Annotated in this window: 20 protein-coding genes and 1 other RNA gene; 10 read left to right on the top strand and 11 right to left on the bottom strand. The window is 62.9% G+C overall.

The features are described 5' to 3' along the window. Positions 1 to 14: 14 nt before the first annotated feature. The 5 genes from F758_RS0128705 to F758_RS0128725 form a co-directional block, all read right to left on the bottom strand. Positions 15 to 686: an aquaporin gene (locus F758_RS0128705; RefSeq protein WP_024511124.1), complete on the bottom strand. Its 672-nt coding sequence runs from the start codon at positions 684 to 686 to the stop codon at positions 15 to 17. Beyond that, positions 686 to 1,099: an arsenate reductase (glutaredoxin) gene (gene arsC, locus F758_RS0128710; RefSeq protein WP_024511125.1), complete on the bottom strand. Its 414-nt coding sequence runs from the start codon at positions 1,097 to 1,099 to the stop codon at positions 686 to 688. The genes F758_RS0128705 and arsC overlap by 1 nt, the downstream gene beginning before the upstream one ends. Before the next feature lie 15 nt (positions 1,100 to 1,114). Next, on the bottom strand, positions 1,115 to 1,585 hold the full coding sequence (locus tag F758_RS0128715) for an ArsI/CadI family heavy metal resistance metalloenzyme (RefSeq protein ID WP_024511126.1): 471 nt from the start codon (positions 1,583 to 1,585) through the stop codon (positions 1,115 to 1,117). A 13-nt stretch (positions 1,586 to 1,598) separates the two neighbouring features. After that, positions 1,599 to 1,943 carry an ArsR/SmtB family transcription factor gene (locus F758_RS0128720; protein ID WP_024511127.1) on the bottom strand — a complete coding sequence of 115 codons (345 nt, stop codon included), beginning with the start codon at positions 1,941 to 1,943 and terminating at the stop codon, positions 1,599 to 1,601. A gap of 833 nt (positions 1,944 to 2,776) precedes the next feature. Further along, positions 2,777 to 3,418, bottom strand: coding sequence for a TetR/AcrR family transcriptional regulator (locus F758_RS0128725; protein ID WP_024511128.1), 642 nt, complete (start codon positions 3,416 to 3,418; stop codon positions 2,777 to 2,779). 187 nt (positions 3,419 to 3,605) lie between these two features. On the opposite strand from F758_RS0128725, the gene F758_RS0128730 reads away from it, so the two are divergent. From F758_RS0128730 to F758_RS0128745, 3 genes are all read left to right on the top strand, one after another. Then, positions 3,606 to 4,913 carry an HlyD family secretion protein gene (locus F758_RS0128730; protein ID WP_024511129.1) on the top strand — a complete coding sequence of 436 codons (1,308 nt, stop codon included), beginning with the start codon at positions 3,606 to 3,608 and terminating at the stop codon, positions 4,911 to 4,913. A 117-nt stretch (positions 4,914 to 5,030) separates the two neighbouring features. Next, complete coding sequence (locus F758_RS0128735) at positions 5,031 to 6,614, top strand: DHA2 family efflux MFS transporter permease subunit (RefSeq protein ID WP_024511130.1); 1,584 nt, start codon at positions 5,031 to 5,033, stop codon at positions 6,612 to 6,614. Positions 6,615 to 6,941: 327 nt separating this feature from the next. Then, complete coding sequence (locus tag F758_RS0128745; protein ID WP_024511131.1) at positions 6,942 to 8,741, top strand: ABC transporter ATP-binding protein; 1,800 nt, start codon at positions 6,942 to 6,944, stop codon at positions 8,739 to 8,741. A 12-nt stretch (positions 8,742 to 8,753) separates the two neighbouring features. On the opposite strand, the gene F758_RS0128750 is transcribed toward F758_RS0128745, so the two are convergent. Both F758_RS0128750 and F758_RS0128755 read right to left on the bottom strand, forming a co-directional pair. Then, positions 8,754 to 9,680, bottom strand: coding sequence for a DMT family transporter (locus tag F758_RS0128750; RefSeq protein ID WP_024511132.1), 927 nt, complete (start codon positions 9,678 to 9,680; stop codon positions 8,754 to 8,756). A gap of 127 nt (positions 9,681 to 9,807) precedes the next feature. Continuing rightward, positions 9,808 to 10,749 (bottom strand): DMT family transporter, encoded by a 942-nt coding sequence (locus tag F758_RS0128755; protein WP_024511133.1) that lies wholly within the window; start codon positions 10,747 to 10,749, stop codon positions 9,808 to 9,810. Between the two features lie 109 nt (positions 10,750 to 10,858). On the opposite strand from F758_RS0128755, the gene pdxR reads away from it, so the two are divergent. Next, positions 10,859 to 12,313, top strand: a complete 1,455-nt coding sequence (gene pdxR, locus F758_RS0128760; protein ID WP_024511134.1) for a MocR-like pyridoxine biosynthesis transcription factor PdxR — start codon at positions 10,859 to 10,861, stop codon at positions 12,311 to 12,313. A gap of 2 nt (positions 12,314 to 12,315) precedes the next feature. On the opposite strand, the gene F758_RS0128765 is transcribed toward pdxR, so the two are convergent. Both F758_RS0128765 and rnpB read right to left on the bottom strand, forming a co-directional pair. Then, positions 12,316 to 13,053: a sulfite exporter TauE/SafE family protein gene (locus tag F758_RS0128765; protein ID WP_024511135.1), complete on the bottom strand. Its 738-nt coding sequence runs from the start codon at positions 13,051 to 13,053 to the stop codon at positions 12,316 to 12,318. Between the two features lie 224 nt (positions 13,054 to 13,277). Beyond that, positions 13,278 to 13,712: RNase P RNA component class A (rnpB, locus tag F758_RS46660), an RNA gene on the bottom strand. Between the two features lie 152 nt (positions 13,713 to 13,864). Between rnpB and F758_RS0128770 the strand changes: the two genes are divergently transcribed. From F758_RS0128770 to F758_RS48200, 4 genes are all read left to right on the top strand, one after another. Beyond that, positions 13,865 to 14,215, top strand: coding sequence for a YciI family protein (locus F758_RS0128770; protein WP_024511136.1), 351 nt, complete (start codon positions 13,865 to 13,867; stop codon positions 14,213 to 14,215). A 112-nt stretch (positions 14,216 to 14,327) separates the two neighbouring features. Further along, positions 14,328 to 15,575, top strand: coding sequence for an RNA polymerase sigma factor (locus F758_RS0128775; RefSeq protein ID WP_024511137.1), 1,248 nt, complete (start codon positions 14,328 to 14,330; stop codon positions 15,573 to 15,575). Positions 15,576 to 17,592: 2,017 nt separating this feature from the next. Further along, the gene (locus F758_RS47145) at positions 17,593 to 19,764 is read left to right on the top strand and encodes an autotransporter family protein (protein WP_245286612.1); all 2,172 of its coding nucleotides are present in this window, start codon (positions 17,593 to 17,595) and stop codon (positions 19,762 to 19,764) included. 178 nt (positions 19,765 to 19,942) lie between these two features. Next, positions 19,943 to 20,314, top strand: a complete 372-nt coding sequence (locus F758_RS48200) for a cupin domain-containing protein (RefSeq protein WP_084305707.1) — start codon at positions 19,943 to 19,945, stop codon at positions 20,312 to 20,314. Positions 20,315 to 20,613: 299 nt separating this feature from the next. On the opposite strand, the gene F758_RS0128795 is transcribed toward F758_RS48200, so the two are convergent. Then, the gene (locus F758_RS0128795) at positions 20,614 to 21,087 is read right to left on the bottom strand and encodes a VOC family protein (protein WP_024511141.1); all 474 of its coding nucleotides are present in this window, start codon (positions 21,085 to 21,087) and stop codon (positions 20,614 to 20,616) included. A 327-nt stretch (positions 21,088 to 21,414) separates the two neighbouring features. Between F758_RS0128795 and bla the strand changes: the two genes are divergently transcribed. Then, on the top strand, positions 21,415 to 22,266 hold the full coding sequence (gene bla / locus F758_RS0128800) for a class A beta-lactamase (protein WP_024511142.1): 852 nt from the start codon (positions 21,415 to 21,417) through the stop codon (positions 22,264 to 22,266). Between the two features lie 125 nt (positions 22,267 to 22,391). Here the strand turns inward: bla and F758_RS0128805 are convergent, their stop codons facing one another. Then, positions 22,392 to 23,237, bottom strand: coding sequence for a 2Fe-2S iron-sulfur cluster-binding protein (locus F758_RS0128805; RefSeq protein ID WP_024511143.1), 846 nt, complete (start codon positions 23,235 to 23,237; stop codon positions 22,392 to 22,394). A gap of 129 nt (positions 23,238 to 23,366) precedes the next feature. On the opposite strand from F758_RS0128805, the gene F758_RS48205 reads away from it, so the two are divergent. Continuing rightward, a partial coding sequence (locus tag F758_RS48205) for an IS4/Tn5 family transposase DNA-binding protein (RefSeq protein WP_198026584.1) occupies positions 23,367 to 23,584 on the top strand: 218 nt, incomplete at its 3' end.

Consider the following 23,584-nt stretch of genomic DNA (forward strand, 5'->3'; position numbering starts at 1 on the left):
ATCGGATCATGATCCTAGAAGGCTACGGCTTTCTGCTTCCACAGCCAGCCCGACAACGTCACTGCGGCCGCGGCGCCCAGCAATTGGGCTGCAACGAATGCCGCAACGTCCCCTGGCGCGATGCCCGCAAATGTATCCGACAGCGAACGCGCAATGGTCACAGCCGGATTGGCAAAGGAAGTCGAGGCGGTGAACCAATAGGCGGACGTGATGTAGAGGCCGACAGCATACGGGATCGTGGCGGGCGTGCGCGCCGCACAGCCGAAGATCGTCAACAGCAAGCCGAACGTTGCTACCGCTTCCGCGAACCATTGGCCGGCGCCGGTCCGCTGCGTCAGCGAAGATTGAAGCACCGGAAGTTCGAACATCACGTGCGCCGCCCACACACCCATGATCGCCCCCGCGATCTGCGCGATCATATAGAGGCCTGCAAGTCGCCACGTCAATTCGCCGCGTTGCGCGAACGCAAGGCTCACCGCCGGATTGAAATGCGCACCGGAGAGCGGGCCGAACACGAGAATGAGCACGACAAGGATCGCGCCGGTCGAAATGGTATTGCAGAGAAGGGCGAGCGCGACGTTCCCGCCCGCGAGCTTCTGCGCCATGATACCGGAGCCGACGACAGCCGCCAGCAGAAGGGCGGTGCCGAGCCATTCGGCGACGAGGCGGCGCGCTAGCGACGGCATCATGCGGTAGATCGCGGATCGGTAACGCGCTCGCCATCCTCCTTGACAAAGTCGCCACGCTGCGGCGGCAGCAAGTCGATGACAAGCTCGGAAGGCCGGCAGAGCCGCACGCCGTTCGGCGTCACCACGATCGGCCGGTTGATCAGGATGGGATGCGCCATCATCGCATCCAGCAGTTCGTCATCGCTCAGGGCTTCATTGTCGAGTCCCAGTTCACGATAAGGCGTGCCCTTTTCGCGCAGGAGCGCGCGCACTGAAATGCCCATGCGTGCGATCAACTGCTTGAGCAGCGCGCGGCTCGGCGGCGTCTTGAGATACTCGATGACATGCGGCTCGATCCCGGCGTTACGGATCATGCCGAGCGTGTTGCGTGACGTCCCGCAGTCCGGATTGTGATAGATGATGACATCCATTCGTGTAACCCGTCGTCAGCAGCAAGCCGATGCGGCTTTGGGGGCCCCTTGCGGCGCGCAGCAGGCACCCTGTTTTTCATGCGCAATTCTTGCGCTGTTCTCGCCGCTGCCATCACCATAGACGGTGCTTTCGCCCGTCGTGCGAAAAGTCTCCCAGGCGATCCCGGCGGGATCGTCGATCCACGCCTTTTCTGACTTGGCGTAGCAGCAGGTCGTCTGGCCCTGTTCGATAATATCGCCACCGGCTTCTCGAAGCCGCGCATAGACCTCGTGCAGCTCCTGCGTGCTTTCCACCTGAATCCCGAGATGATCGAGGCCCTTGTCGCGGCCCCGCGTCGAGATTGCGAAATTCACGCGGGGGTCCTCGAGCATCCACTTCGCATAGTCGGATTTCACGACCGCAGGCGTTGCGGCAAACAGCGCGGAATAGAAACCGATTGAGCGCTCAATATCATCGACGGAGACGTGAACGTGCAGGCGCTTCATTGGGTGCATCCTTTCATGCCGGTTCTTTGGCGCGTTTACGGGCAGGCTTGCAGCTCGCGGCCGGCGCGCAGAGCACGCCGCCGCAGCAGTTTTCGGTGAGGAAAGCGACCAGCGCGTTCATCTGCGCAAATTGCGCGGCATAGATGATGGAGCGGCCCTCGCGCCGAGCGGTCACGAGGCCGGCCGTGCGTAGCCGGTCGAAATGGAAGGTCAGCGTGTTGGGCGCAAGGTCGAGCGCCTCCGCGACGGCACCGGCCGGCATGCCTTCCGGGCCGGCTTGCACCAGGAGGCGGAACACATCGAGGCGGTTGTCCTGCGCGAGGGCGGCAAGCGCTGTGACGGCGATCTTCTTTTCCATATTTCAACGATTATCGAAATGTTGGGCGAGAGTCAACCAGCCCAGCGGGCGTAGCCCGGAATGCCCTCCGCCGAAAAACTAATTTGCTGAGCGGAATCAAAGTGGCATAGCGCGTCCAGATCTGCTCGCAAAAATAAATCGCTTCGCGATTACCCCAAATCAGTCGCATGCTCCTGCGCGTTCCGGCCCGAAATCGAGGGGCGTATCGCGATCGTCACGGACGTTGGGTCGGAATGCGGTGGACGCGTTGGCGCTAACTGACGAGCAGCGACAACGCGGACGGCGAAGTCGTGTGGTCCTGGCGCCCCAAGGCTGGCGCTAAGTTGGCGATGATGCTTCTCGCATCGCGCTGATGACGGTGACAACAAAGTCTGGCTCACCGAGGAGAGCACGAAGTAAGCCGTAAACCACTCGCGCAGGGAAGGCCGGTGTGACCCCGCCTTGCCTGTGGTTACTCCCGTGTGCGTTTTTGCGCAATTTTTTGCACACGGGGCCGCGGGTGCGGCGGGCACCCGGCCTTCCCTGCGCCCTCTGATTTCTGAGGAGGGTGGTCGTGAGCAAAACTCGGACGCGCATCGCGTCGCGAGAATGTGGAGTTGTGGCCGCAGCGTCAGTCGTGGCCACCCTTCGAGACGCCGCCGAGTTTATCATCGGGCCGTGCTTTGCGCGGACCCGTTGGCTCCCCCGGATGAGGTCGTCATGCGCGGCAAACAGTCAAACTCATGGTGAGGAGGCGCGCGAGCGCCGTCTCGAACCATGAGGCCCCGGAAGCTGCAATGACCGGAAGCATCTATCAGAATGGCAATGGCCGTGGCTTTCGCCGCGACGACACCTTAGTTCGCCTTCACTTGATACGCCGAGAGGAACATCCGCACCGCGCTTGCCACGACCTTGCGGATGCGTTCGGGCGAGGGGGCAGGCGCCGCCTGGAAAATGAAGGGAAGAAACAGCGTGGCCTGGCACATCAGCGGGAATTGCGCGGCGGCGAGCTGGCAATCGTCGATCGCAAGCTCGCCCAGCTTCACACGTGCGTTCAGATAGGCGGCGAGCCGGTTGATGGTTCTTTCCAGCACACAATCGTAATAGCGCCGGCCGACATCAGGCATGCGCTCGGCAATCGACATCACCGTGCGGATCGCCGATCCACCGCCGGGCCGGCACACCATCGCAATATAGGCCTCGCCAAATTCCTGCAGCGTCGTCGGCGCATCGCGAGCGGGATCGAAGTTGAAGATAACGTTGCCCTGGTCGACCATCTCCTGTTCGATGATCGCTTCGAACAGCGCGAATTTATCGGCGAAATAGACGTAGAGCGTGCCCTTGGAGACGGCGGCGGCACGGGCAATCTCCCCCATGCTGGCGCCGTCAAAACCCAGATCCATGAACACCCTGCGCGCGCCATCAAGGATCTGGCGGCGCTTCGCGGAATCCTCCTCGCCGTTTGCCCGAATGGAATGTGGATCGGCTGCAACCATTGGTTTAGGCTCTTGGGAAAGATTTTTGCGCTGCGAAACCCGAGCGAAGGGGTTCGCGGGCTATTCTCCGCGCATCGAAATGTATATTGACCGAACGGTTCGGTCAATGATAATTGTAAGTTCATGCGGGTCGGCGGTAGCCGCAGTGGCTCTTTGTGGTCCGCGATTGTGAGTGGGGAGGCCAAGCATGGCCGCAGCAAGAGACCAGGCCGCACGCATCCTTCGTGCCGAACCGGATAAGGATGAGGCCGGCGTCGCCCATGATGCATCGGCCGCCGTGCCTGAGACCCTCCGCGCTCCCGTGGGGGACGAAACCAAGCGCAGGCTTCCCGAGACGCCCGCGCCTGCCACCGACAAGCCGCCGCCGGCCGCTCCGCAAGCGTCCGCACCTGCACCCGCAAAAAAGTCCGGCAAGCGTAAGCTGGTCCTGATGGGGATCTTTGCGCTGCTGGCGCTCGCCGTTGCTGCCTACGGCACATATTACCTGCTGGTCGGACGCTTCTATATCTCGACCGACGACGCCTATGTCCGCGCCAACAACACCATGCTCGGCGCGCGGGTGAGCGGCCATATCGCTGCAATTCTTCCCGCCGACAATTCGCTGGTCCACAAGGGCGATGTAGTGCTGCGGATCGACGATGGCGATTACCGTATTGCCGTCGATGCCGCGCGCACCAAGATCGCGACGCAGGAAGCGACCATCGCGCGCATCGGTCGCCAGGTCGCGGCGCAGCAGAGCGCGGTCGAGCAGGCGCAAGCCAACCTCGCCTCCGCCGAAGCCGCGCTGAAGCGCGCCGGTCTCGACTATGATCGTCAGCAAACACTGAGCAACAAGGGCTTTGCCTCGCATGCCACTTTCGAGCAGTCCGAGGCTGCGCGCGATCAGGGCGTAGCCGGCGTCAAGGCCGCACAAGCGGCTTACGACAATGCGCGCGATATGGTCGAGGTGACCAAGGCGCAGCAGGCGGAAGCCGAGGCCCAGCTTGCGGAGTTGAAGACGTCACTGGCGAAAGCCGAGCGCGATCTCGACTTCGCGGCCGTGCGCGCGCCGGTCGATGGCACCTTTTCCAATCGTCTTGTGAATGTCGGCGATTTCGTCTCCGTCGGCCAGCGGCTCGGCAATGTCGTTCCGCTCGATGACGTCTACATCGATGCCAATTTCAAGGAAACTCAGCTCAAGCGTATCCGTCCCGGCCAGAGCGTGACTGTCTCGGTCGATGCCTATGGCCATCGGAAATTTGCTGGAAAGGTGGAAAGCATTTCACCGGCTGCAGGCTCGGTGTTCACGCTGCTGCCGCCGGACAACGCCACCGGCAATTTCACCAAGATCGTGCAGCGGCTGCCGGTGCGCATCCGGGTGCCAAAAGCCGTCGCCCGCGAAAACCTGCTGCGCGCCGGCATGTCGGTCTACGCAACCGTTGACACCACGAGGGGCGCCGACGACGCCGACAGCGACGCCGATCTCGACTCGCCGACGATGATTCACCCACAGTAGGGGCGAGGAAGTTGGAGCGCAACGTGAGCCCTCGAATCCATCCGCAGGCTGAGTCCACCTCTCCCGATGGGAGAGGTGGACCTTCGATGCGGCTGGCACGGTAAGGCTGACCGAATCATGGCGAACGCCACCACCGCACCACCCGCAATGATGAGCGCGCCGCCGGCGGCCGAGCGCATTGCGCCGCGGCGGCTGATCGCGTTTCTCATCATGGTGTTCGGGATGTTCATGTCGATCCTGGACATCCAGATCGTCTCGGCATCGCTGACCGACATCCAGGCCGGCCTGTCCGCGAGTTCGACCGAGGTGTCGTGGGTGCAGACCGCCTATCTGATCGCCGAAGTCATCGCGATCCCGCTGTCCGGCTTCCTGTCGCGCGCGCTCGGCACGCGGCTGTTGTTCGCGATCTCGGCTTCCGGCTTCACCTTCTCTAGCCTGTTGTGCGGCTTTTCCTCTTCCAGCGAAGAGATGATCCTGTGGCGCGCCATCCAGGGTTTCCTGGGTGCCGGCATGATCCCGACCGTGTTTGCCTCCGCCTACACGGTGTTTCCGCGTTCCAAATTCTACATCGTCGGCCCGATCATCGGGCTGGTCGCGACCCTGGCGCCAACCGTGGGTCCCACGGTCGGCGGCTACATCACCGATGTGATGTCCTGGCACTGGCTGTTCTTCATCAACGTCATTCCCGGGGTCATCATCACCGTCGGCGTGCTGGCGCTGGTCGATTTCGACCAGCCGCATTTCGAACTGCTCGATCGCTTCGACTGGTGGGGCCTGCTGTTCATGGCGGGCTTTCTCGGCTCGCTCGAATATGTGCTCGAGGAGGGGCCGCAATATGAGTGGCTGCAGGACACCTCGGTCGCGATCTTCGCCTGGGTCTGCGCCATTTCGGCCGTTGCCTTCTTCTGGCGCGTATTCAGCGCCGGGGAGCCGATCGTCGACCTGCGCGCGTTCACCAACCGTAATTTTGCAATCGGCTGCGTGCTTCAGTTCTGCATCGGCATCGGCCTGTACGGCCTGACCTATATCTATCCGCGCTATCTTGCCGAGGTGCGCGGCTACAGCGCGATGATGATCGGCGAGACCATGTTCGTCTCTGGCATCACCATGTTCTTCATGGCGCCGGTGGTCGGCCGTCTGATGCAGCGCTATGACATGCGCTACATCATCGCCGGTGGCCTCATCATCTTCGCGCTCGGTGCCTACCAGATGACCTGGATCACCCGCGACTATGATTTCTATGAGCTGTTGCTGCCGCAGATTTTGCGCGGCATCGGGATGATGTGCGCGATGGTGCCGACCAACAACATCGCGCTCGGCACTTTGGCGCCGGATCGGGTGAAGAACGCCTCGGGCCTGTTCAACCTGATGCGCAATCTCGGCGGCGCGGTGGGGCTTGCGATCATCAACGAGGTCTTGAACGACCGCACCGATTTGCACATCACCCGCCTGCAGGAGCGGGTGACCTGGGGCAATGCGCTGGCGACCGAAACGCTCAACATGATGACCCAGAAGTTCCAGGGGATGGGCGATGCGGCGTTGATCGCGCTGAAGCAATTTGCGCAGATCGTCCATCGCCAGGCCGTGGTGATGAGCTATGGCGATGCCTTCTTCATGCTGACGCTGTTTTATATCGGGCTCAGCCTCTTGGTGATGCTCTTGAAAAAGCCCAACATGATGGCGGTCGGCGACGCGCATTAGTGCCAGGGCCGCCAGCCGGCGAAGCACGCTGTTGCAAATCGCGCCTGATGCATCTATAAAGAGCGCATCGTGGCTCGAACCGGGAGAGATTTGCATGAATGCGCATGTTTCGCAAATCGCGCGCCCGCGTCCGATGCTCTCGCTGGGCATGATGTCCGGTTCCACCGGATTTCGCTTCTGTTAGAAGCCTCTTTCGCCAGCACCGATCGGGTCTGACGCCCCGGTTTTCCCAAATCCCCGACTGAGTTTTCTCAAAACGACTCGCGCGCTGTGGCGCCGCGTCGAATTGGAGCCGGCATGCGGAGGAAGCCGCAGCCGGATGACGCCATGACTATAAAAGCCCAAAAGCCCGCCGCGATCCGCGTCGTGATGCCGTTCGTGTTCCGCCACTGGCTGAAGCAGCCGGTGATGACAGCAGTCATCGCCTTTGGCCTGCTCGGTGCCACGGTCGCCGATCTGTTCATGCCGATCTACTCCGGCCATCTCGTCGACGCCCTGACCAAGGGCGCGCAGGACGCCTCCGCACGCCATGACGCGCTGATCGCGTTTGCCGCCATCGTCGCGCTGGGGTTCACCTCCATCGTGTTGCGCATGGTTGGCCTGCAGGCGATCGTGCCGTTCACACTCCGGATCATGTCGGATGTGGCCCGCGATGCGTTCCAGAGAGTGCAGCGATTTTCCACCGACTGGCACGCCAACTCCTTTGCCGGCTCGACCGTGCGCAAGGTTACCCGCGGCATGTGGGCGCTCGATCTGTACAACGACACCATCCTGCTGGCGCTGCTGCCGTCGTTGGCCGTGCTGTTGGGATCCATGATCCTGCTCGGGCTGCACTGGACGTCGCTGGGCCTCGTCATCGCGGTCGGCGCGCTGATCTATGTCGCGATGACGGTTGCGCTTTCCACGCGGTACATCGCGCCCGCCGCGCGTGTCTCCAACGCCTGGGACACCAAGGTCGGCGGCACGCTGGCGGACGCGCTGACCTGCAACGCCGTCGTGAAGTCGTTTGGTGCCGAGGCGCGCGAGGACGCAAGGCTGATGCGCGTGATCAACCGCTGGCGCCGGCGCGTCAATCGGACCTGGCTCCGCTACAATTACACCGCTGCCGTGCAGCTCTCGGTGTTGTTGTGCCTGCGTGGCTCGGTGATCGGCGGTTCGCTGCTGTTGTGGATGGCGGGTCGCGCCTCGCCGGGCGACGTCACCTATGTGCTGACGAGCTATTACATCATCCACGCCTATCTGCGGGATGTCGGCATGCACATCAACAACCTGCAGCGCTCCGTTAACGACATGGAGGAGCTGGTCGAGATCCACGATGAGCCGCTCGGCATCGTCGATGCGGCTGACGCGCAGCCGATTGCCATCACCGGTGGGCGCATCCAGTTCGAGGACGTGACCTTCCACTACGGCGGTCATCGAGTGCCGCTCTATGATGGATTGTCGATCGATATCCGCGCCGGCGAACGCATCGGCCTGGTCGGCCGTTCCGGTTCCGGCAAGACGACCTTCGTCAAGCTGGTGCAGCGCCTCTATGACGTCTCGGGCGGTCGTATCCTGATCGATGGGCAGGACATCGCTCGCGCGACGCAGCAGTCGCTGCGCAGCCAGATCGCGATCGTGCAGCAGGAGCCGATCCTGTTTCACCGTTCGCTTGCCGAGAACATCGCCTACGGCGCGCCGGGTGCCAGCATGGCAGCGATCGAGCAGGCGGCGCGGCTGGCGAACGCGCATGACTTCATCCTGCGCCTGCCGAAGGGCTATGGCACGCTGGTCGGCGAGCGCGGCGTGAAACTCTCTGGCGGCGAGCGGCAACGTGTGGCGCTAGCGCGTGCGTTCCTGGCGGATGCACCGGTGCTGATCCTGGACGAGGCGACCTCGAGCCTGGATTCGGAATCTGAGGCGCTGATCCAGGAGGCGATGGAACGGTTGATGAAGGGCCGCACCTCGATCGTGATCGCGCACCGGCTGTCCACCGTACGCAGCCTCAATCGCATCCTGGTATTCGATCGCGGCGAAATCGTCGAGCAGGGCAACCACGCCGCGCTCATTGCGCGTAGGGATGGAATCTATCGCTCGCTGTTCGAGCGGCAGGCGATGGAGTTCGCCCGCATCACGGCGGCCGAATAAGCCGTCGTCGATCTACCTGCGCGGGCGCGGTGCGTTCGGGCTCCGCGTCCATGTCGAGATCGCGACGGTGGCGACCACCGCGGCCGCGAACAATACAATCTGCGGCGTGATGGTCTCGCCGTTGAAGAGCGCGGCCAGGGTGAAGGTGACGAACGGCTGCAGCAATTGCATCTGCGATACCCGCGCGATCCCACCCATGGCCAGTCCCGCGTTCCAAGCAAAGAAGCCGATCCATTGCGAGAACAGCGCCACATAGAGCAGCGCCAGCCAAGGCCCGGGCGCGATCGCGCTCGCATGGCCGGGCATGAAAAGCGCCGCTGCCGGCAAAGAGATCGGCAGCGCGATCACCAGCGCCCAGCTAATCACCTCCCATCCCGGCATCTCGATGGTGAGCCGTCCGGAGAATGCATAGCCAACCGCCGAGGCCGCTACGGCCGCAAATAGCAGGAGGTCGCCGGAAGACAGCGATCCGCCGCCCTGGCGCAACGCGAATGCGACCACCAGTGCCGCGCCTGCAATGGACGCAATCCAGAACAGTGGCCGCGGCCGTTCGTGCGTAATGAGTACGGCCACAAAAGCTGTTGCGATCGGGAGCGCGCCCATCACCACACCGCCATGGGATGCATCAACTGCTGTCATCGACACGGCCATCAGGAACGGAAACAGGATGCTGACGCAGAGCGAGGCCACCGCAAGCTGGAGCCGCAACCGGCGCGGCGGAAATTGCCGGCGCAAGACGATCAAAAGCGCCAGCGAGGCGACGCCGGCGATCGCTGTGCGCAGCGCGGTCAATGCCAATGGATCGATCGCCGACACCGCGATCCGCGTCGCCGGCAGTGTCCCGCCGAAGATCGCCATGCCGACGAAGCCGAGGGCAAGGCCGAGCCGTTCACGCGATAGCGCGTGAGAAGATTGCTGCGACAGTGAAGGACTGGACATGATGCTGGGGAGCGGGACGAGAGATTTGTGATCGTGGAGGGATCTGGATAAGGCAAAGGTCGCGCAACTCCAAGCCGTCGCGTTTCCCGGGACAGCGCTCGGCGGGCATCCCTGCTGCGCGATGGGATCATGGTCGGGCGATCGTCGCGACCAACGCCTGCTTGTCCTGACCAGCGGAGCCTCGCTTCGCGGGGATGGTGCCGATGGCGATGCCCGCGAGAATCAGAACCATCGCCAGCAGCAAGGAAATATCGACGGCCTCGCCCAGCGCCAGCGTGGAGGTGACCACGCCGACCACGGGAGTCGCCAAAATGCCGAGCGAGGTCGTTGCCGCGGGCAGGCTGCGGTTGACCATGGCCATGGCCCAATACGCCAGCGCTGTGCCGAAGACTCCTGCATAAAAGAATGCACCCGCGAGCGCCGGACTCCAGTTGATTTGCGGTGCCCCGTCGACGAGCGCGGCAAGTATTGCGAGCACAACCGCTGCCAGCAACGTCTGCCAGAAGGTGAGCTGGAACGGAGTCGAGACCCATTTGTGCGCGCGGACATAGAGGATGTTCGCCGCCCAGGACAACGCGGCGAGCAGGATCAGCCCACTTCCGACGACCGCCTCGCGATTGCTCCAGTCAAACGCAAATGGGTTGAACATCGCGGCGAGTCCGAGCAGGCCAAGAGCGGTGCCAACCAGCCGCGGCCGGGTGATCGGCTCGCCCAGGAAAAGCGCGGCGCCAGGCACCACCCAGAGCGGGGTCGTGTAGCCCAGCACGATCGAGCGGCCGACCGGCGTGAATTTGAGGCCGAAGGCGACCAGCGCCGAGAATGCCACCATGTGCAGCAGTGCGATCGCGGCGATCACAGGCCAATCGCCGCGGCGCGGAATGATCAACTGCCCGCGCGCGAGCTGCACGACGAACAACGCCGCAGTGGCGATCGCGGTGCGGATCGCAGTCGCCCACAGCGGGAAGACGCTGTGAACGATGACCTTCGTGACGGCCCAGTTCAGGCCCCAGGTCACGACCACGATGGCAAACAGTAGAAACGCGACGCGGCGGGGCAGGGCATAATCCATAAGATCAACTCGGCAAGGATGTCGATCGGGCGCTCGACAGGGCTGCCAAGTTAGCCTTAACTGGTATTCAACAAAGAGCCATTTGTAACAATTTGACGGAGCCAGTTGGATGCAGGATGTGCTGGCCGGGCTGGTCGATATCGAGCTGTCGCCAAACCGCTCGGAAACATTGACTCATCAGCTCGCGAATGCGCTGCGCGAAGCGATCTTGAAGGGGGCGCTTCTGCCTGGGCGCCGCCTGCCGTCTAGCCGTGAAGTCGCGCGTCAGCTCAAGGTATCGCGCAACACGGTCTCAAGCGTGGTCGACCAGCTCGCGATGGAGGGGTACCTGGAGGTTGCACAGGGTCGCCGCCCCGTGATCGCGGCGCAGCCGTTGAGGCTTGCGCGCGGCAAGTCGATCTCGGCGACGGCAACTCTGGCGCCGCGGACCTCGCGTTGGGCGAAGCACCTGCAAAGGTCCAATTGGCCTTTCCGGGACAAGGCGCCGCCGCGGCCGTTTCAGACGGGGATAGGCGATGCGCGCGAATTTCCACACGATCTCTGGGCGCGGTGTCTTCGGCGCGCCGCGCGCAGCGCGGCCACCCGTCAGGCACTGTCCATCAATAGCCCGGCGCTGCAATCGGCCCTGCTGCGGCATTTGGTGATCCATCGCGGCGTGAGGGCGCAGGCCCGCCAGCTCATGGTCATGCCCTCGGCCCAGGCCGCGATCGAGCTCATCGCGCGCGTCGTGCTCGACGCCGGCGATCTCGCCTGGATGGAAAGTCCCGGCTATGGTGGCGCGCATGCAGCCTTCGAAGCCGCGGGCGGACGCGTCGCCGGCACATCCCTCGATCGCGCCGGATTAGTGATCGAGAGCGGAAGCGGCCGGCCACGCCTGATCTTCGTCACGCCCTCGCATCAATATCCGACGGGACGGCTCATGAGCATCAACCGCCGCCGCCAGCTCCTTGCCTTCGCAGCAAGCGTCGGCGCGCTCATCATCGAGGATGATTACGACAGCGAGTTTCACTATGACGGCCGGCCGGTGGCCGCGCTGCAAGGCCTCGATGAAGCGGGATGCGTCTTCTATGTCGGAACGTTCTCGAAATCGACTTTCGCGGACATCCGCCTGGGCTACGTGCTCGTGCCTGAGGCTTACGTCGACATTTTCGGAAAAGCGCAGCGGCACAGCGGGCAGATTGGGGCGGCGCCATTGCAGGAGGCGTTGGCCGAGTTCATCGACGATGGCCATTTCGCCGCGCACATCCGCAAGATGACGCGCATCTATCGCGAACGACGCGACCACCTCGTGCGCGCGCTGCATGCGGTGGCAGGGGATTGGCTCAAGATCGATCCACCGAGCGGCGGCATGCAGCTCGTCGCTTCGCTCGGCAAGCAGATCGACGACCATGAGGTTGCCGGGCGCATGGTCGACAACGGCATTTCGCTACGTCCATTGTCGCCGCATTTTCTCGGCCGCGTTACCGAGCGCGGATTGTTTCTCGGCTTTGCGGCCTGGAACGCGCGCGAGATCGAAAAAGGCGCAGAGAGGATCGGTGCCGTGTTGCGACAATATCGCCGCTGAACCTATTTCAGGCCGCTCCACAGCAGGCCGATGCCGGAGATGAACAGCAGGCCCAGCACGACATCGGTGAAGTTGCGGTCGCTCATGGCGTGATAGACCCGCGCGCCCAGCCAGGCGCCGGCGATCGTTCCAGGGAAGGCAACCAGCGCAAGCCAGATCACGTGCGGCTCGATCAGGCCGCTCGCGATCTGCAGGCAAAGCGCGGCGGCAAGCACGGTCCAATTGAAGAGTTGGAAGACCCCGCGCCGCTCGTGCTTGCCCCAACCGCGCAGGCTCGCCCACAAAATTGGAAGCGGGCCTGACAGGCCGGCCAGGCCACCCAAGATGCCGCCGGCAAAACCGACTGCGCCATCCGCCAGCTTGCCGCCGAAGCGAAGCGCCGGCCAATCGCGGTTGAAATGAAGCGCCACGGGAAACACCAGCAGGAAGATGCCTATGGTGCGCTTGAACACATCGGGATCGGCATGCGCGATCAGCATCGTGCCCAGGGGGACGCCGGCAAGTCCGCCGATCAGGAACGGCCAGACCAGACTCAGATCAAAGCCCTTCCACATCGACGGCAGCGTCGAGGTTTGCGCGACGACCGAACAGATCAGCACCAGCGTCACCGCAACCGAGGGCGGCAGCACATAGAGCCAGATTCCCAGTGCCATCAGCGCGGTGCCGAAACCGGCAAGGCCGGAGACGAAACCGCCGGCGAGCGCACCGACAAACAGCAGCGCATAGCCGGCCGCGTGCATGTTTCCTCCCGTGCATTGAAACCGTCGCGACGTTTACACGACGACTTCAGCGGGGACCATCGATTTGAGAACACGCTTGTGGCGCGAGATTCCCCTTCGCGCGGAGCCTGTCGTTGGGCCGCGCTTTGCGCGAACCCGTTGGCGCGCCCTGCAATGACGTGGCCGACCATGATCTCCAAAATGGCGAGGGGTCCGGCGCGGTTGGCGCAGAACCCCTCATTTAAAGCATCAGCCGGCCTGTAAGCCGGGTTCTGTAGGGCACCGCGCCGGTCGCGCGGCACGATACGTGACGGCCATTCCTCTGGGATCGCGCTTGCGCGCGACCTCCTGCAACCTACCCGGACGGCGAGCCTGACATCGCTCCCGCGGGCGTTGTCGCATTCCGCGAACTGCCCGCGTAACCGTCCCTATTCGGTCTTGCTCCCGGTGGGGTTTACCATGCCGGTTCCGTTGCCGGAACCGCGGTGCGCTCTTACCGCACCTTTTCACCCTTACTCGCCCTCGCAGCTTGCGCCGCAGGGCGGGCGGTTCGTTCTCTGTGGCACTTTCCCTAGGGTTGCCCCCGCCGGATGTTATCCGGCACCGCATGTCAATGGAGCCCGGACTTTCCTCTCCGACGACCTTTCGGTGCTTGCCGGAGCGGCCGTCCGGCCGACTGACGCCCTTACGCATGGGGGCTGACGGCGGCGACGTCAAGGGGATCATCGCCCGACGCGCGCCCGAAAATAAATTATCCTGAAGATGTCGTTCCGGCCGTCGGCGGTTCGACTGGATGTCGGCGATCCAGCCAATCAAGAAGGAGCAAGCGACGATGCAGTATCTGCTATTGATCTACACCAATGAAGTCGACTATGCGAAGCGCGACGCCGCGACCGTCGAGAAGACGACGGCTGAATACCAGGCCTTTACCCAGTCGATCATCCAGAGCGGCAACTTCAAAGCCGCAGACCGGCTCCAGCCGACATCGACCGCAACGACGGTGCGCGTCCGCGACGGCAAGGTGCTGACCACGGATGGCCCGTTTGCGGAAACGCGCGAGCAGCTCGGCGGCTTTTACCTGATCGAGGCCAAGGATCTCGACGCTGCGATCGGCATTGCCGCGCGCATTCCGAGCGCCCGCGATGGATCGATCGAGGTCCGCCCGATCTGGGTGTATAAATAGCGTCCGCCGTCGTTCGGGGGCGCTCGCTTCAGCGGGCGAACCCGGAATCTCGAGGTTCCGGGTTCACCCTTCGGGTGCCCCGGAACGACGGTGTTTCGTAACGACTAGTCGCATGACCCCAGCCGAGATCGAACGAATATTCCGGGACGAGGCGAGCCGGGCGCTCGCAACGCTGATTCGCCTCGTCGGCGATTTCGATCTGGCCGAGGATGTCCTGCAGGAAGCCTTCGCTGTCGCACTGGAGCGCTGGCCGGCTTCCGATCCGCCATCCAATCCCCGTGCCTGGCTGGTCAATGTCGCGCGCAACAAGGCGATCGACCGCATCCGCCGCCAGATGTCGTTTCGCGGCAAGCTGGGGGAGTTGACGCACGAATTCTTAAACAACGCCGCGGGCTGTGAGGAGCCGGAAGACGCCGGCACGCTCGATGACGATATGCTGCGGCTGATCTTCACCTGCTGTCATCCGTCCTTTGCGCCGGAGGTCCAGGTTGCACTCACGCTGCGCACGGTTTGCGGCCTCTCCACCGCGCAGGTCGCGCGTGCGTTCCTGGTCAGCGAGGATGCGATGGGGCAGCGCCTGTTGCGTGCCAAGCAGAAGATCCGGCTTGCCGGCATCGCGTATGAGGTGCCGGAGCGTGAGGCGCTGGAGCCGCGCCTCACCGGTGTGCTTGCGGTGATCTATCTCGTCTTCACCGAGGGCTATGTCGCGACCTCAGGCGAGGATCTGATGCACCCCGATCTGGCGCGCGAGGCGATCCGGCTGGGCCGGCTGCTTGATGGATTGATGCCGCAGCGTCGCGAGATCAAGGGGCTGTTGGCGTTGATGCTTCTGCATGACGCACGGCGCGCCGGGCGCGAGACGGATGCCGGCGACATCGTGCTGCTCGAGGAGCAGGATCGCTCGCTCTGGGATCGTGCGCAGATCGCGGAAGGCCTGCGGCTTGTCGATGAGGCCTTGCTGCTGCCGGGCCGGCCGCAGACCTATGTGGTGCAGGCCGCGATCGCCGCGCTGCATGCGCGTGCCTCCAGCTACGCCGACACCGATTGGCCGCAGATCGCGGGCCTTTACGAAGTGCTGCTGCGCATCGCGCCCTCGCCGGTGATCGAGCTCAACCACGCTGCTGCGATCTCGATAGTCGACGGACCGGCGCGGGCGCTCGCGCTGATCGATGCGCTGGAAGCGCGCGGCGGCCTCAAGGGATACGAGCTGTTGCCGGCGGTGCGGGCCGATCTGTTGCGCCGGCTCGGCCGGTGCGACGCCGCGCGCGAAGCGTATCTTGCGGCAACAGCCGCGACGCAGCTCGAACCGCTGCGCAGGCTTTATGCGCGGCGGATGCGGGAGATGGAGAGCACCGGTTAGCCTGCACGGCACGAGACTTCACCTCGCCCCGCTTGCGGGGAAGGTCGCCTCGCATCGAAAAGATGCGATGCGGGTGAGGGCCTCTCCAGGCACTGCGCTTGTGGATACAGCCCCTCATCCCAACCCTCTCGGAGCTCGTCTCGACCCCGTAAGAACAGGGAGAGGGCGAGGCGTGCCAGCCAGCGGCAACGCATTCAGGGCTGTCGCTGCAATCAGCCTGGTTTTTCCGATTCAATTGTCAAACAGCAAGGTGAAGACACGCCTTCGCATTCCCGCGGCACGATGCGCGCCCGGGGGCTCTGCGAGGACCTCGAGAGATCGAGGGCGCAGGGAAGACCGGGTGCCCGCCAGACACCCGCAGCCCTCGCGCGAAAAAAGTGCGCGAGAGCGCGACGACCGCAGGTGGCGGCGGAATCACGCCGGCCTTCCCTGCGCAGTGGTTTGACGGCTTACTTCGTGCTCTCCTCGGTGAACCAGCTTGTTTGCCACCGTCACCGGCGCGATGCGTGGGGCATCCTCGCCGATTTGGCGCCTGCATGGGCGCGCCAGGACCACACGACTTGGCCGTACGCGAACGTGCCGCTCGTCCGTCGGCACAATCAGCGTCCACCGCATTCCGCCTCGCGTTTCGTGACGATCGCGATACGCCCTCTTCAATCAAGGCGGGATGGGCGAAAGCTACCATGGGAGCTGTTTCTGAAAAACAGAAATATTTTTTCCATAGGGGCTGGACAGGAATTTTGCGAGCGTGCCCGCCGGGCAAATCACCTGCGCCTCGGCCATGTCCGGTCTGCGCTGAGATCTCAACGCTGCAATGAACGCTTGCAGACGGTGGATCGACATGGGTGACGGAGCAAGAGACGCATTAGCAGGCAACAGTCGGGCGCACTGAGGGCTTACAAGAGGTCCCCTGCCTTGAGCAATTCGACGTGGTGCAAGGGCATCCTTCGAGCCGGATGGCGGGAACAACAGACAATAACGGAGCGTTCGATCTTATTGTCTTCAAGATGAGGCGAGGCTCGGAGTCGCCACTCACGCCTACTCGCGAGAAGAGTTCTTCCACCTGCTTTCGGGTGCAATGAATGTCTATGTGGACGGCGAATCCGGTTTACTTCGAGTGCGGACATCGGCGGACCTTCGAGCCGTTTCGGCTCGGGGCCAGGAAGAGACGTTCTGAGGGTCGATCGCGGCTATTCGATCACCTCGTCGGCCGGCGCGAGTAGGATCGACGGCACATCTTCAGGTAGCGAGCGGTGATTTCGTTGCGGGGCTCCCACCGAAGCAGGAAGCCGTCGAAACCACGCAATTGGTCAGCATCGCTGTCCACTCCGTCGCGCGATAGCAACAGCCATCGGGAAATCCGAGCCGCCTCCGGCAATTGCCACACCTGCGGCAAGTTGTGCGGCCATTTCGAGACAACTAACAGTGCAGATTGGGTCACCGAGTCTTTAAGACTTACCCCGCAGGGGCTCGCCGGTTTTGCCGTTGATGCGCGAGGGGAGGCAACGTGGGGAACCGAGCTAGCGGGTCCGGGAGCATCAACGCCGATATCGGCTGGCGCGTCAGTTTAATCTCGCCCAGCGCAAGGATGTGTAACACCGTTGGTCGGCATTTACCCCAAAGGCTTTTCACTGGCCAGAGCCGGCGGGCTGTTTGCGCCTTCTGTGTCGTCGTGACTATCTGTGTCGTCTTGACTGGCGTCGCATCGGTCCCGGTCCACGCCCAGAACATACCTCCTGTCGTCGCCAACGGCCCTGGAGCGACGGCCAATGTCCCGGCCGGATCCGTGGTTGAGACCCCATCCTTTGGTGCCAATGCTACGAATGGAGGCACCATCACCATCGGCGGTCCCGGCGTAGACACATTTATTACCAGCACGCAAAACATAGCCGTCCAGGCTTTCGGCGCGAACTCAACGATAACTGCGGCAAACGCGATACTCGCGGGACCCAATTCCGCGGCCAGTGCCAATGGGCAGAACGCCCGTATAGAACTGACGGGTGGGTCGGCCACAGGCTTGGCAACCAGCATCGGTGCCCAACTGGGCGGCACAGTGACGCTGATGGGTACCGAAGTGATCGCCAACGGCGACGCCGCGATGCTCGGCAGCGCCGTCACCGGCATCGCCGCGGCCAACAACGGCACAGTGAATATGACGGGTGGTTCGGTCGACTCCACCTTTACTGCCATACAAGTTGTTAATAACAGCACTGTCACGATGACGAACGTGACTATGGTCCACGGCAACGCGTTTGGTATCTTTAACCTCATTGGCAACAACGCGGTGAATCTGGTCGATACCAACGTCACAGCACCCACAGCGATCGCGGTGGGGCAGTTGTCGGGGATTCCTGGAATGCCGGCTTTGCCAGGGACGCTGCAGGTGAACGTGAGCGGTGGTTCCATCACGGGTAATACGGCGCTGCTCAGCGTCGGCGGTGGCAGCACCCTCAATCTGACCGCCAGTGATGCAGCCAGATTGGCGGGAGACGCAATCGTCTCGCCTGGCGGCACCGCGAACATCAACCTGATGACCAACGCGAATTGGAGGGGTGCGGCGACGAACGTGACCGAGGTCACGACCGCTTCGGGCGGCAACTGGACCGTGACAGGCGACTCGACGGTCGGCACGGTGATGAACGGCGGCGCCATTCAGTTCACCCCACCCGCGAACGGAATGTTCAAAACGCTGACGACGATGACGTATGTGGGCCAGGGCGGATTACTCGGCCTCAACACCTTCCTTGGTGCTGACAGCTCACCCTCGGACAAGCTTGTCATCGTCAACAACGGCACGGCGAGCGGAACGACTTCCCTGCGCATCACCAATGCGGGCGGCCCCGGTGCTCAGACCAACGCCAACGGCATTCAGGTCGTCGAGGCCCTGGGTAACGCCACGACACAAGTCCCGGGCGCCCCTGCGACATTCACGCTCGCCGGCGAAGTGCGCGGCGGCGTCTACGACTACGATCTGTTCCGCGGCAGCCTCAATGGCAGCGACCCCAGTCTCGCCAATGATTGGTTCCTGCGCTCGACCTTCCTCGGCAATGGAGGGAACGGCGGCAACGGCCCAGTTACGCCGCCAGGCGAGTTGCCCACTGAGCCTGCACCCGACAACGGGTTGCCACCACCGCCGGGCGTCTGGCCGATCATCGGGCCGGAGCTTGCCACCTATGGTGTGGTGCAGCCGATCGCGCGGCAGATGGGGCTCACCACGCTCGGTACCTTGCATGAGCGCGTCGGCGACGCGGCAGCGGACACGGCGTGCCTGAACGCCACCTCAGACGACGGCGCCCTCATCACCAAGGCTCCGCCTGTTCCGTACAACTGCCGGTCGGCGGTCTGGGGCCGCTTGTTCGGCCAGCAGATCGACAACCACTACCAGGCCTTCGCCGATCCGCGCGCCACCGGCCAGATCGCCGGCATTCAGAGCGGCGCCGACATCTGGCGCGGCAGCCTGATTCCGGGCCACAGCGATAACGCCGGCGTCTACTTCGCCTATAGCAACGGCAATGTCGATGTGAACGGTCTCGTCACCAACGCGGCGGCGACCGCCTATGTGCTGCAACACACCGGTTCGGTGAATCTCAATGCCTTTTCGGTGGGCGGCTACTGGACGCACTATGGTCCAACCGGCTGGTACATCGACGCGGTGCTGCAGGGCTCGTTCTACAACGGCAACGCGGCGACGCAGTTCGCCAACCTGCCGCTCAACGGCACCGGCTTCACCTCCTCGCTGGAGACGGGCTATCCGATCCCGCTGCCGTGGCTCGGGCCGCTCTTCGTGCTGGAGCCGGAGGGCCAGATCATCTGGCAGCAGGTTTCCTTCCGCGACGACAATGACGGCTTGGGCCCGGTCGGGCTCGGCACGACGTCCGGCGCCAGCGGGCGGCTCGGGCTGCGCGGCAAGTGGACCATCAGCGACCCCGCCGGGCGGGTGTGGCAGCCTTACGTGCTCGCCAACGTCTGGCGCGACTGGGGTGCCAACGCGACCACGATGTTCGGCATCGATTCGGTGCCCTTGCGCGAAGAGGCGACGCGGCTCGAGTTCGCCGGCGGCCTCAGCGCGAAGCTTCTTCCTGGCCTCAGCCTCTACGCCCAGGCCGGCTACCAGTTCGCCGTGAGCGGCACCGACGGCGGCCGCCGCGATGGCGTGAGGGGAGACCTCGGCGTGCACTACACGTGGTAGAGACTATTCGAGCGACCTTGCAGGTCGTCTCAAATATGTCGGAGGTCCGAGGCCATGAGCCGACATGTAGAACTGCCGCTCGGGCACCTTGCTGCTTTGGCGAGGCCTCCCCATCGTCGTTCGCTCCGCGATCTGATCGAGGTACGACGGCTCGACGTCTGACAACAAGGGGTGTCCAATGGGTGAAAATATCGATGGTCAGGCAAGCGCCCAACAAGCCGGGTTTCCGGGTGTCACACGTAAGGTTCTCGAACGTCTTCCATTGTCCGGCGATCATCGGGAACTTGTCGTGGCTGAGGTGACCTATCCACCCGGCGGTGTAGCTCCGCTTCACCGGCATCCGGTTGGGGGAGTGGTCTTCATCATTGAAGGTGTTGCCGAGTCAGCCTATGGCAGCGATGATCCGCGACAGTATCGAGCAGGCGAGACCTTGCAGGATCGCTCCGATATTCCACACACCCTCTTTCGCAATTGTGACCCGGAACGCCCGCTCCGCTTTCTGACCATCTACGTGCTCGAACCCGGGCGCTCCTACACAATGGAGCCATGAGCGCATGATCCGGATCATGCGCTCAAGCGCGATGAGATTGAGTTGAATCGTCATCGCGCCTTAGCTCTTTGATTGAGCATGATCTTTTCGGAAAACCGCTACACACTTTTCCGGATCATGCACTGGTACTTCCCGCCAAATTGCGAGATTGGCTATTTTCACGACGCCACATTAGGCCAAGCACGGTCCTGGCCGCTCCACGAGTCGCAGACATAGGCCATCAGACCGGGATCGTTTTCCCGCGTGGCTGATCTCGCCACAGTCTTCGAAAGGGGTATCGCAGCGCCTGCAAGCGCAAGTCAGCCGCGCCGCGCCGCCTTGATCGCGGCGACGTCTATCTTCTTCATGCCCATCATCGCATCAAATGCGCGCTTTGCTTCATCGCCGCCAGCCGCCAACGCTTCGGTGAGCACGCGCGGCGTGATTTGCCAGGAAACGCCCCATTTGTCTTTGCACCAGCCGCACGCGCTTTCCTGCCCGCCATTGCCGACGATGGCATTCCAATATCGGTCGGTCTCGTCCTGATCGTCGGTGGCGATCTGGAACGAGAAGGCTTCGTTATGTTTGAACGCGGGACCGCCGTTGAGGCCGATGCAGGGCACGCCTGCAACAGTAAATTCGACCACCAGCACATCGCCCGCCTTGCCGGCCGGATAGTCACTAGGTGCACGGCGGACGGCGCCTACCACGCTGTCGGGGAACGTCTCGGCGTAGAAGCGGGCAGCAGCCTCGGCGTCCTTGTCATACCAGAGGCAAATCGTGTTCTTTGCCATTGCAAGTCCTTTCGGGTTTCACACGAATCGATCTTACGCGGATATGTCGCTCGTCTCTCGGCATCTCATTCTGCCTCGCGTCCGTAGGGGCTGGACAGAAATTTTGCAAGCGCGCCCGCTCGGGCAAATCACTCGCGTCACGGGACAAATCCGCGGGGCGGGTTGGCGAGACGTGGGTGGGACCGCGAATATGCTCCTTCAGAAATGGCTGCAGCTTTACCTTCCATCGGATTGCGCCCCGCCAATAGGTGACATTCGAAATGAAATTGGCCACAACTGAGGCCGATTTAAAATCCTTCTTAGCTGGAGATTGACGACGTGGTTTCGATGACACGCCGAGGCGCTATCATTGGCGCGTGCCTGTTCATCGGGCTCGGAGCCCAAAGCGCGACGGCCGAGGAAGCTTCGATTGCCGAGATCGAGAAGCGCCACGGCGGTCGGCTTGGAGTATTCGCGGTAGATACCGGAACGGGGCGGACCCTCGCTCACAGAGCGGACGAACGCTTCCTGATGTGCAGCACCTTCAAAGGGCTTCTCGCAGCCTTGGTTCTGGCCAGAGTGGACGCTGGCCAAGAGGCGCTGTCCCGGATGATTCCCTATGGCGAGAAAGACCTGATATTCACTTCGCCGATTACAAAAGCCAATGTCGGGAAAGGAGCGCTGTCGGTTGGCGATCTGACCAAGGCGCTCCTGGAGGCGAGTGACAACACCGCCGCCATTCTTCTGATGCGAAGCGCTGGGGGCCCGTCTGGTCTTACCAAGTTCGTTCGCGGTCTTGGTGATACGGTGACCCGTTCGGATCGATACGAGCCGAAGTCAAACGAGGACAGCGGGATCCTGGACACAACGACTCCACGGGCGATTGTCGGCTCCGTTCGGAAGATACTGTTGGACAACGTGCTCAAGCCTCAGTCGCGGCAGCGGCTCGAAGCTGGGATGATCGCCTGCACGCCGGGGCTGAAGCGCATCCGGGCGGCGCTGCCTTCCGACTGGATTGCGGGGGATCGCCCTGGGACGAGCACCAAGGGCGAGTCAAACGACTACGCGATTGTTCGACCGCCTGGTCGTGCCCCCTTGCTCATAGCCGCTTACTATAACGCGCCGAAGCTGAGCATGGCGGAGCGCGAAGTCGTCCTTCGCGAGACCGGATCGGCGTTCGTGGAATGGGCCCAAGGCTGAACACCCAAGGGCGTAATTCGGTATAGCAGGCCGCAGCGCCTTCGCTTCGTTCAGCATTTCCTGGGCATGCTCCTGGAACTGAGTCGTGACCATCCCTCAGTCAGAGATCGAATCCTCGTCGTGATTCACAAATCGATGACGACGTCCCGAATCGGCTGCGAGCAGCAAACGAGAACGTTGCCGTCGGCGGGTTTCTCCAGCGGCTGCGGTTCATAGGCGACCGCGCCCGAAACCAAACCGCTTTCACAGTTGTGACAAACGCCGGTCCGGCACGACCAACGGACCGGGACGTCGCATGCCTCGGCCAGCTCCAAAATGCTCTGGTAGGCCGACGGCTTCCAGTGCACGGCGATGCCGCTGCGTGCGAACGATACCAATGGGCCGGTGTCGGCGTCGTCCTCAGGCAGATGTGGGGATCGCGTCGCTGCGCCGACGACACCAGGAGTCATCGACTCGCTGCCATTGAAGATCTCGACGTGAATCCGTTCCGGCGCCACGTCCATGGTTGCGAGCGCCTGCTTGATGTCTGCCATGAAGCGAACGGGTCCGCAGAGGTAGACGTCCGCTTCTGGCGGGATGCCGACTTCGTCGAATACCGATCGCGACAGGTGACCGGTCGCGTCGAAATCCTCGCCTTTTCTGTCGCGCGGGCCCGGCCTGCTGTAGCAGACATAGCTGCGGCCGTGGGCGAGTGCGGGCATAAGGCGACGCACTTCGGCGGCAAATGGATGATGCTGCCGGTCGCGAGCCGCGTGCAGCCATAAGACCTGTCGTGTCGAATGGGCCCCGGCCAGCGCGTACAGCATCGCCAGAACGGGCGTCGCTCCGATACCCGCGCTGAGCAACACCACGGGCCGCTCGGCGGATTGCAGGATGAAGCTTCCGCGCGGCGAGCTGACGTCGAGAACATCGCCCAGGCGGACATGCTCCCGCAGGTAAGTTCCGGCGACCCCATTCGGCTCGATCTTCACGCTGATCCGGTAGCTTTCAATTACCCATAACTTTGACCACTCGGGCTGATCCGCTGATCGGCGAAATGTTGAATCGAAAGAATCACTTGTGATTCCTTGCTGAGCACCTGATTCGCGAGGGGGTGCTCTATGGGGCTGACATTAAGGGATCGATCGGCAAGAGGCCGTTTGCGGTCCTTGGAAGGTGAATGTTGGATTGATCGAGAGAGTAGTGGATGCGAGTTTAGGGACGCGCGGCTCGGCGACAGATTCCGCAAACTGCTCAGGCAGATTGGAAGCGCCATGGGACAAAGCATCCCGCTCGTTTGCCAGGATTGGGCGAATACCAAGGCAGCCTACCGCTTCTT

The sequence above is a fragment of the Bradyrhizobium sp. ARR65 genome, assembly GCF_000472385.1.
Taxonomy (GTDB): Bacteria; Pseudomonadota; Alphaproteobacteria; order Rhizobiales; family Xanthobacteraceae; genus Bradyrhizobium.

Bases quoted from the DNA above. Each gene is read 5' to 3' on its own strand.
- F758_RS0128705 (WP_024511124.1), bottom strand. From the start codon at position 686: ATGCCGTCGCTAGCGCGCCGCCTCGTCGCCGAATGGCTCGGCACCGCC.
- arsC (WP_024511125.1), bottom strand. From the start codon at position 1,099: ATGGATGTCATCATCTATCACAATCCGGACTGCGGGACGTCACGCAAC.
- F758_RS0128715 (WP_024511126.1), bottom strand. From the start codon at position 1,585: ATGAAGCGCCTGCACGTTCACGTCTCCGTCGATGATATTGAGCGCTCA.
- F758_RS0128720 (WP_024511127.1), bottom strand. From the start codon at position 1,943: ATGGAAAAGAAGATCGCCGTCACAGCGCTTGCCGCCCTCGCGCAGGAC.
- F758_RS0128725 (WP_024511128.1), bottom strand. From the start codon at position 3,418: ATGGTTGCAGCCGATCCACATTCCATTCGGGCAAACGGCGAGGAGGAT.
- F758_RS0128730 (WP_024511129.1), top strand. From the start codon at position 3,606: ATGGCCGCAGCAAGAGACCAGGCCGCACGCATCCTTCGTGCCGAACCG.
- F758_RS0128735 (WP_024511130.1), top strand. From the start codon at position 5,031: ATGGCGAACGCCACCACCGCACCACCCGCAATGATGAGCGCGCCGCCG.
- F758_RS0128745 (WP_024511131.1), top strand. From the start codon at position 6,942: ATGACTATAAAAGCCCAAAAGCCCGCCGCGATCCGCGTCGTGATGCCG.
- F758_RS0128750 (WP_024511132.1), bottom strand. From the start codon at position 9,680: ATGTCCAGTCCTTCACTGTCGCAGCAATCTTCTCACGCGCTATCGCGT.
- F758_RS0128755 (WP_024511133.1), bottom strand. From the start codon at position 10,749: ATGGATTATGCCCTGCCCCGCCGCGTCGCGTTTCTACTGTTTGCCATC.
- pdxR (WP_024511134.1), top strand. From the start codon at position 10,859: ATGCAGGATGTGCTGGCCGGGCTGGTCGATATCGAGCTGTCGCCAAAC.
- F758_RS0128765 (WP_024511135.1), bottom strand. From the start codon at position 13,053: ATGCACGCGGCCGGCTATGCGCTGCTGTTTGTCGGTGCGCTCGCCGGC.
- F758_RS0128770 (WP_024511136.1), top strand. From the start codon at position 13,865: ATGCAGTATCTGCTATTGATCTACACCAATGAAGTCGACTATGCGAAG.
- F758_RS0128775 (WP_024511137.1), top strand. From the start codon at position 14,328: ATGACCCCAGCCGAGATCGAACGAATATTCCGGGACGAGGCGAGCCGG.
- F758_RS48200 (WP_084305707.1), top strand. From the start codon at position 19,943: ATGGGTGAAAATATCGATGGTCAGGCAAGCGCCCAACAAGCCGGGTTT.
- F758_RS0128795 (WP_024511141.1), bottom strand. From the start codon at position 21,087: ATGGCAAAGAACACGATTTGCCTCTGGTATGACAAGGACGCCGAGGCT.
- bla (WP_024511142.1), top strand. From the start codon at position 21,415: ATGACACGCCGAGGCGCTATCATTGGCGCGTGCCTGTTCATCGGGCTC.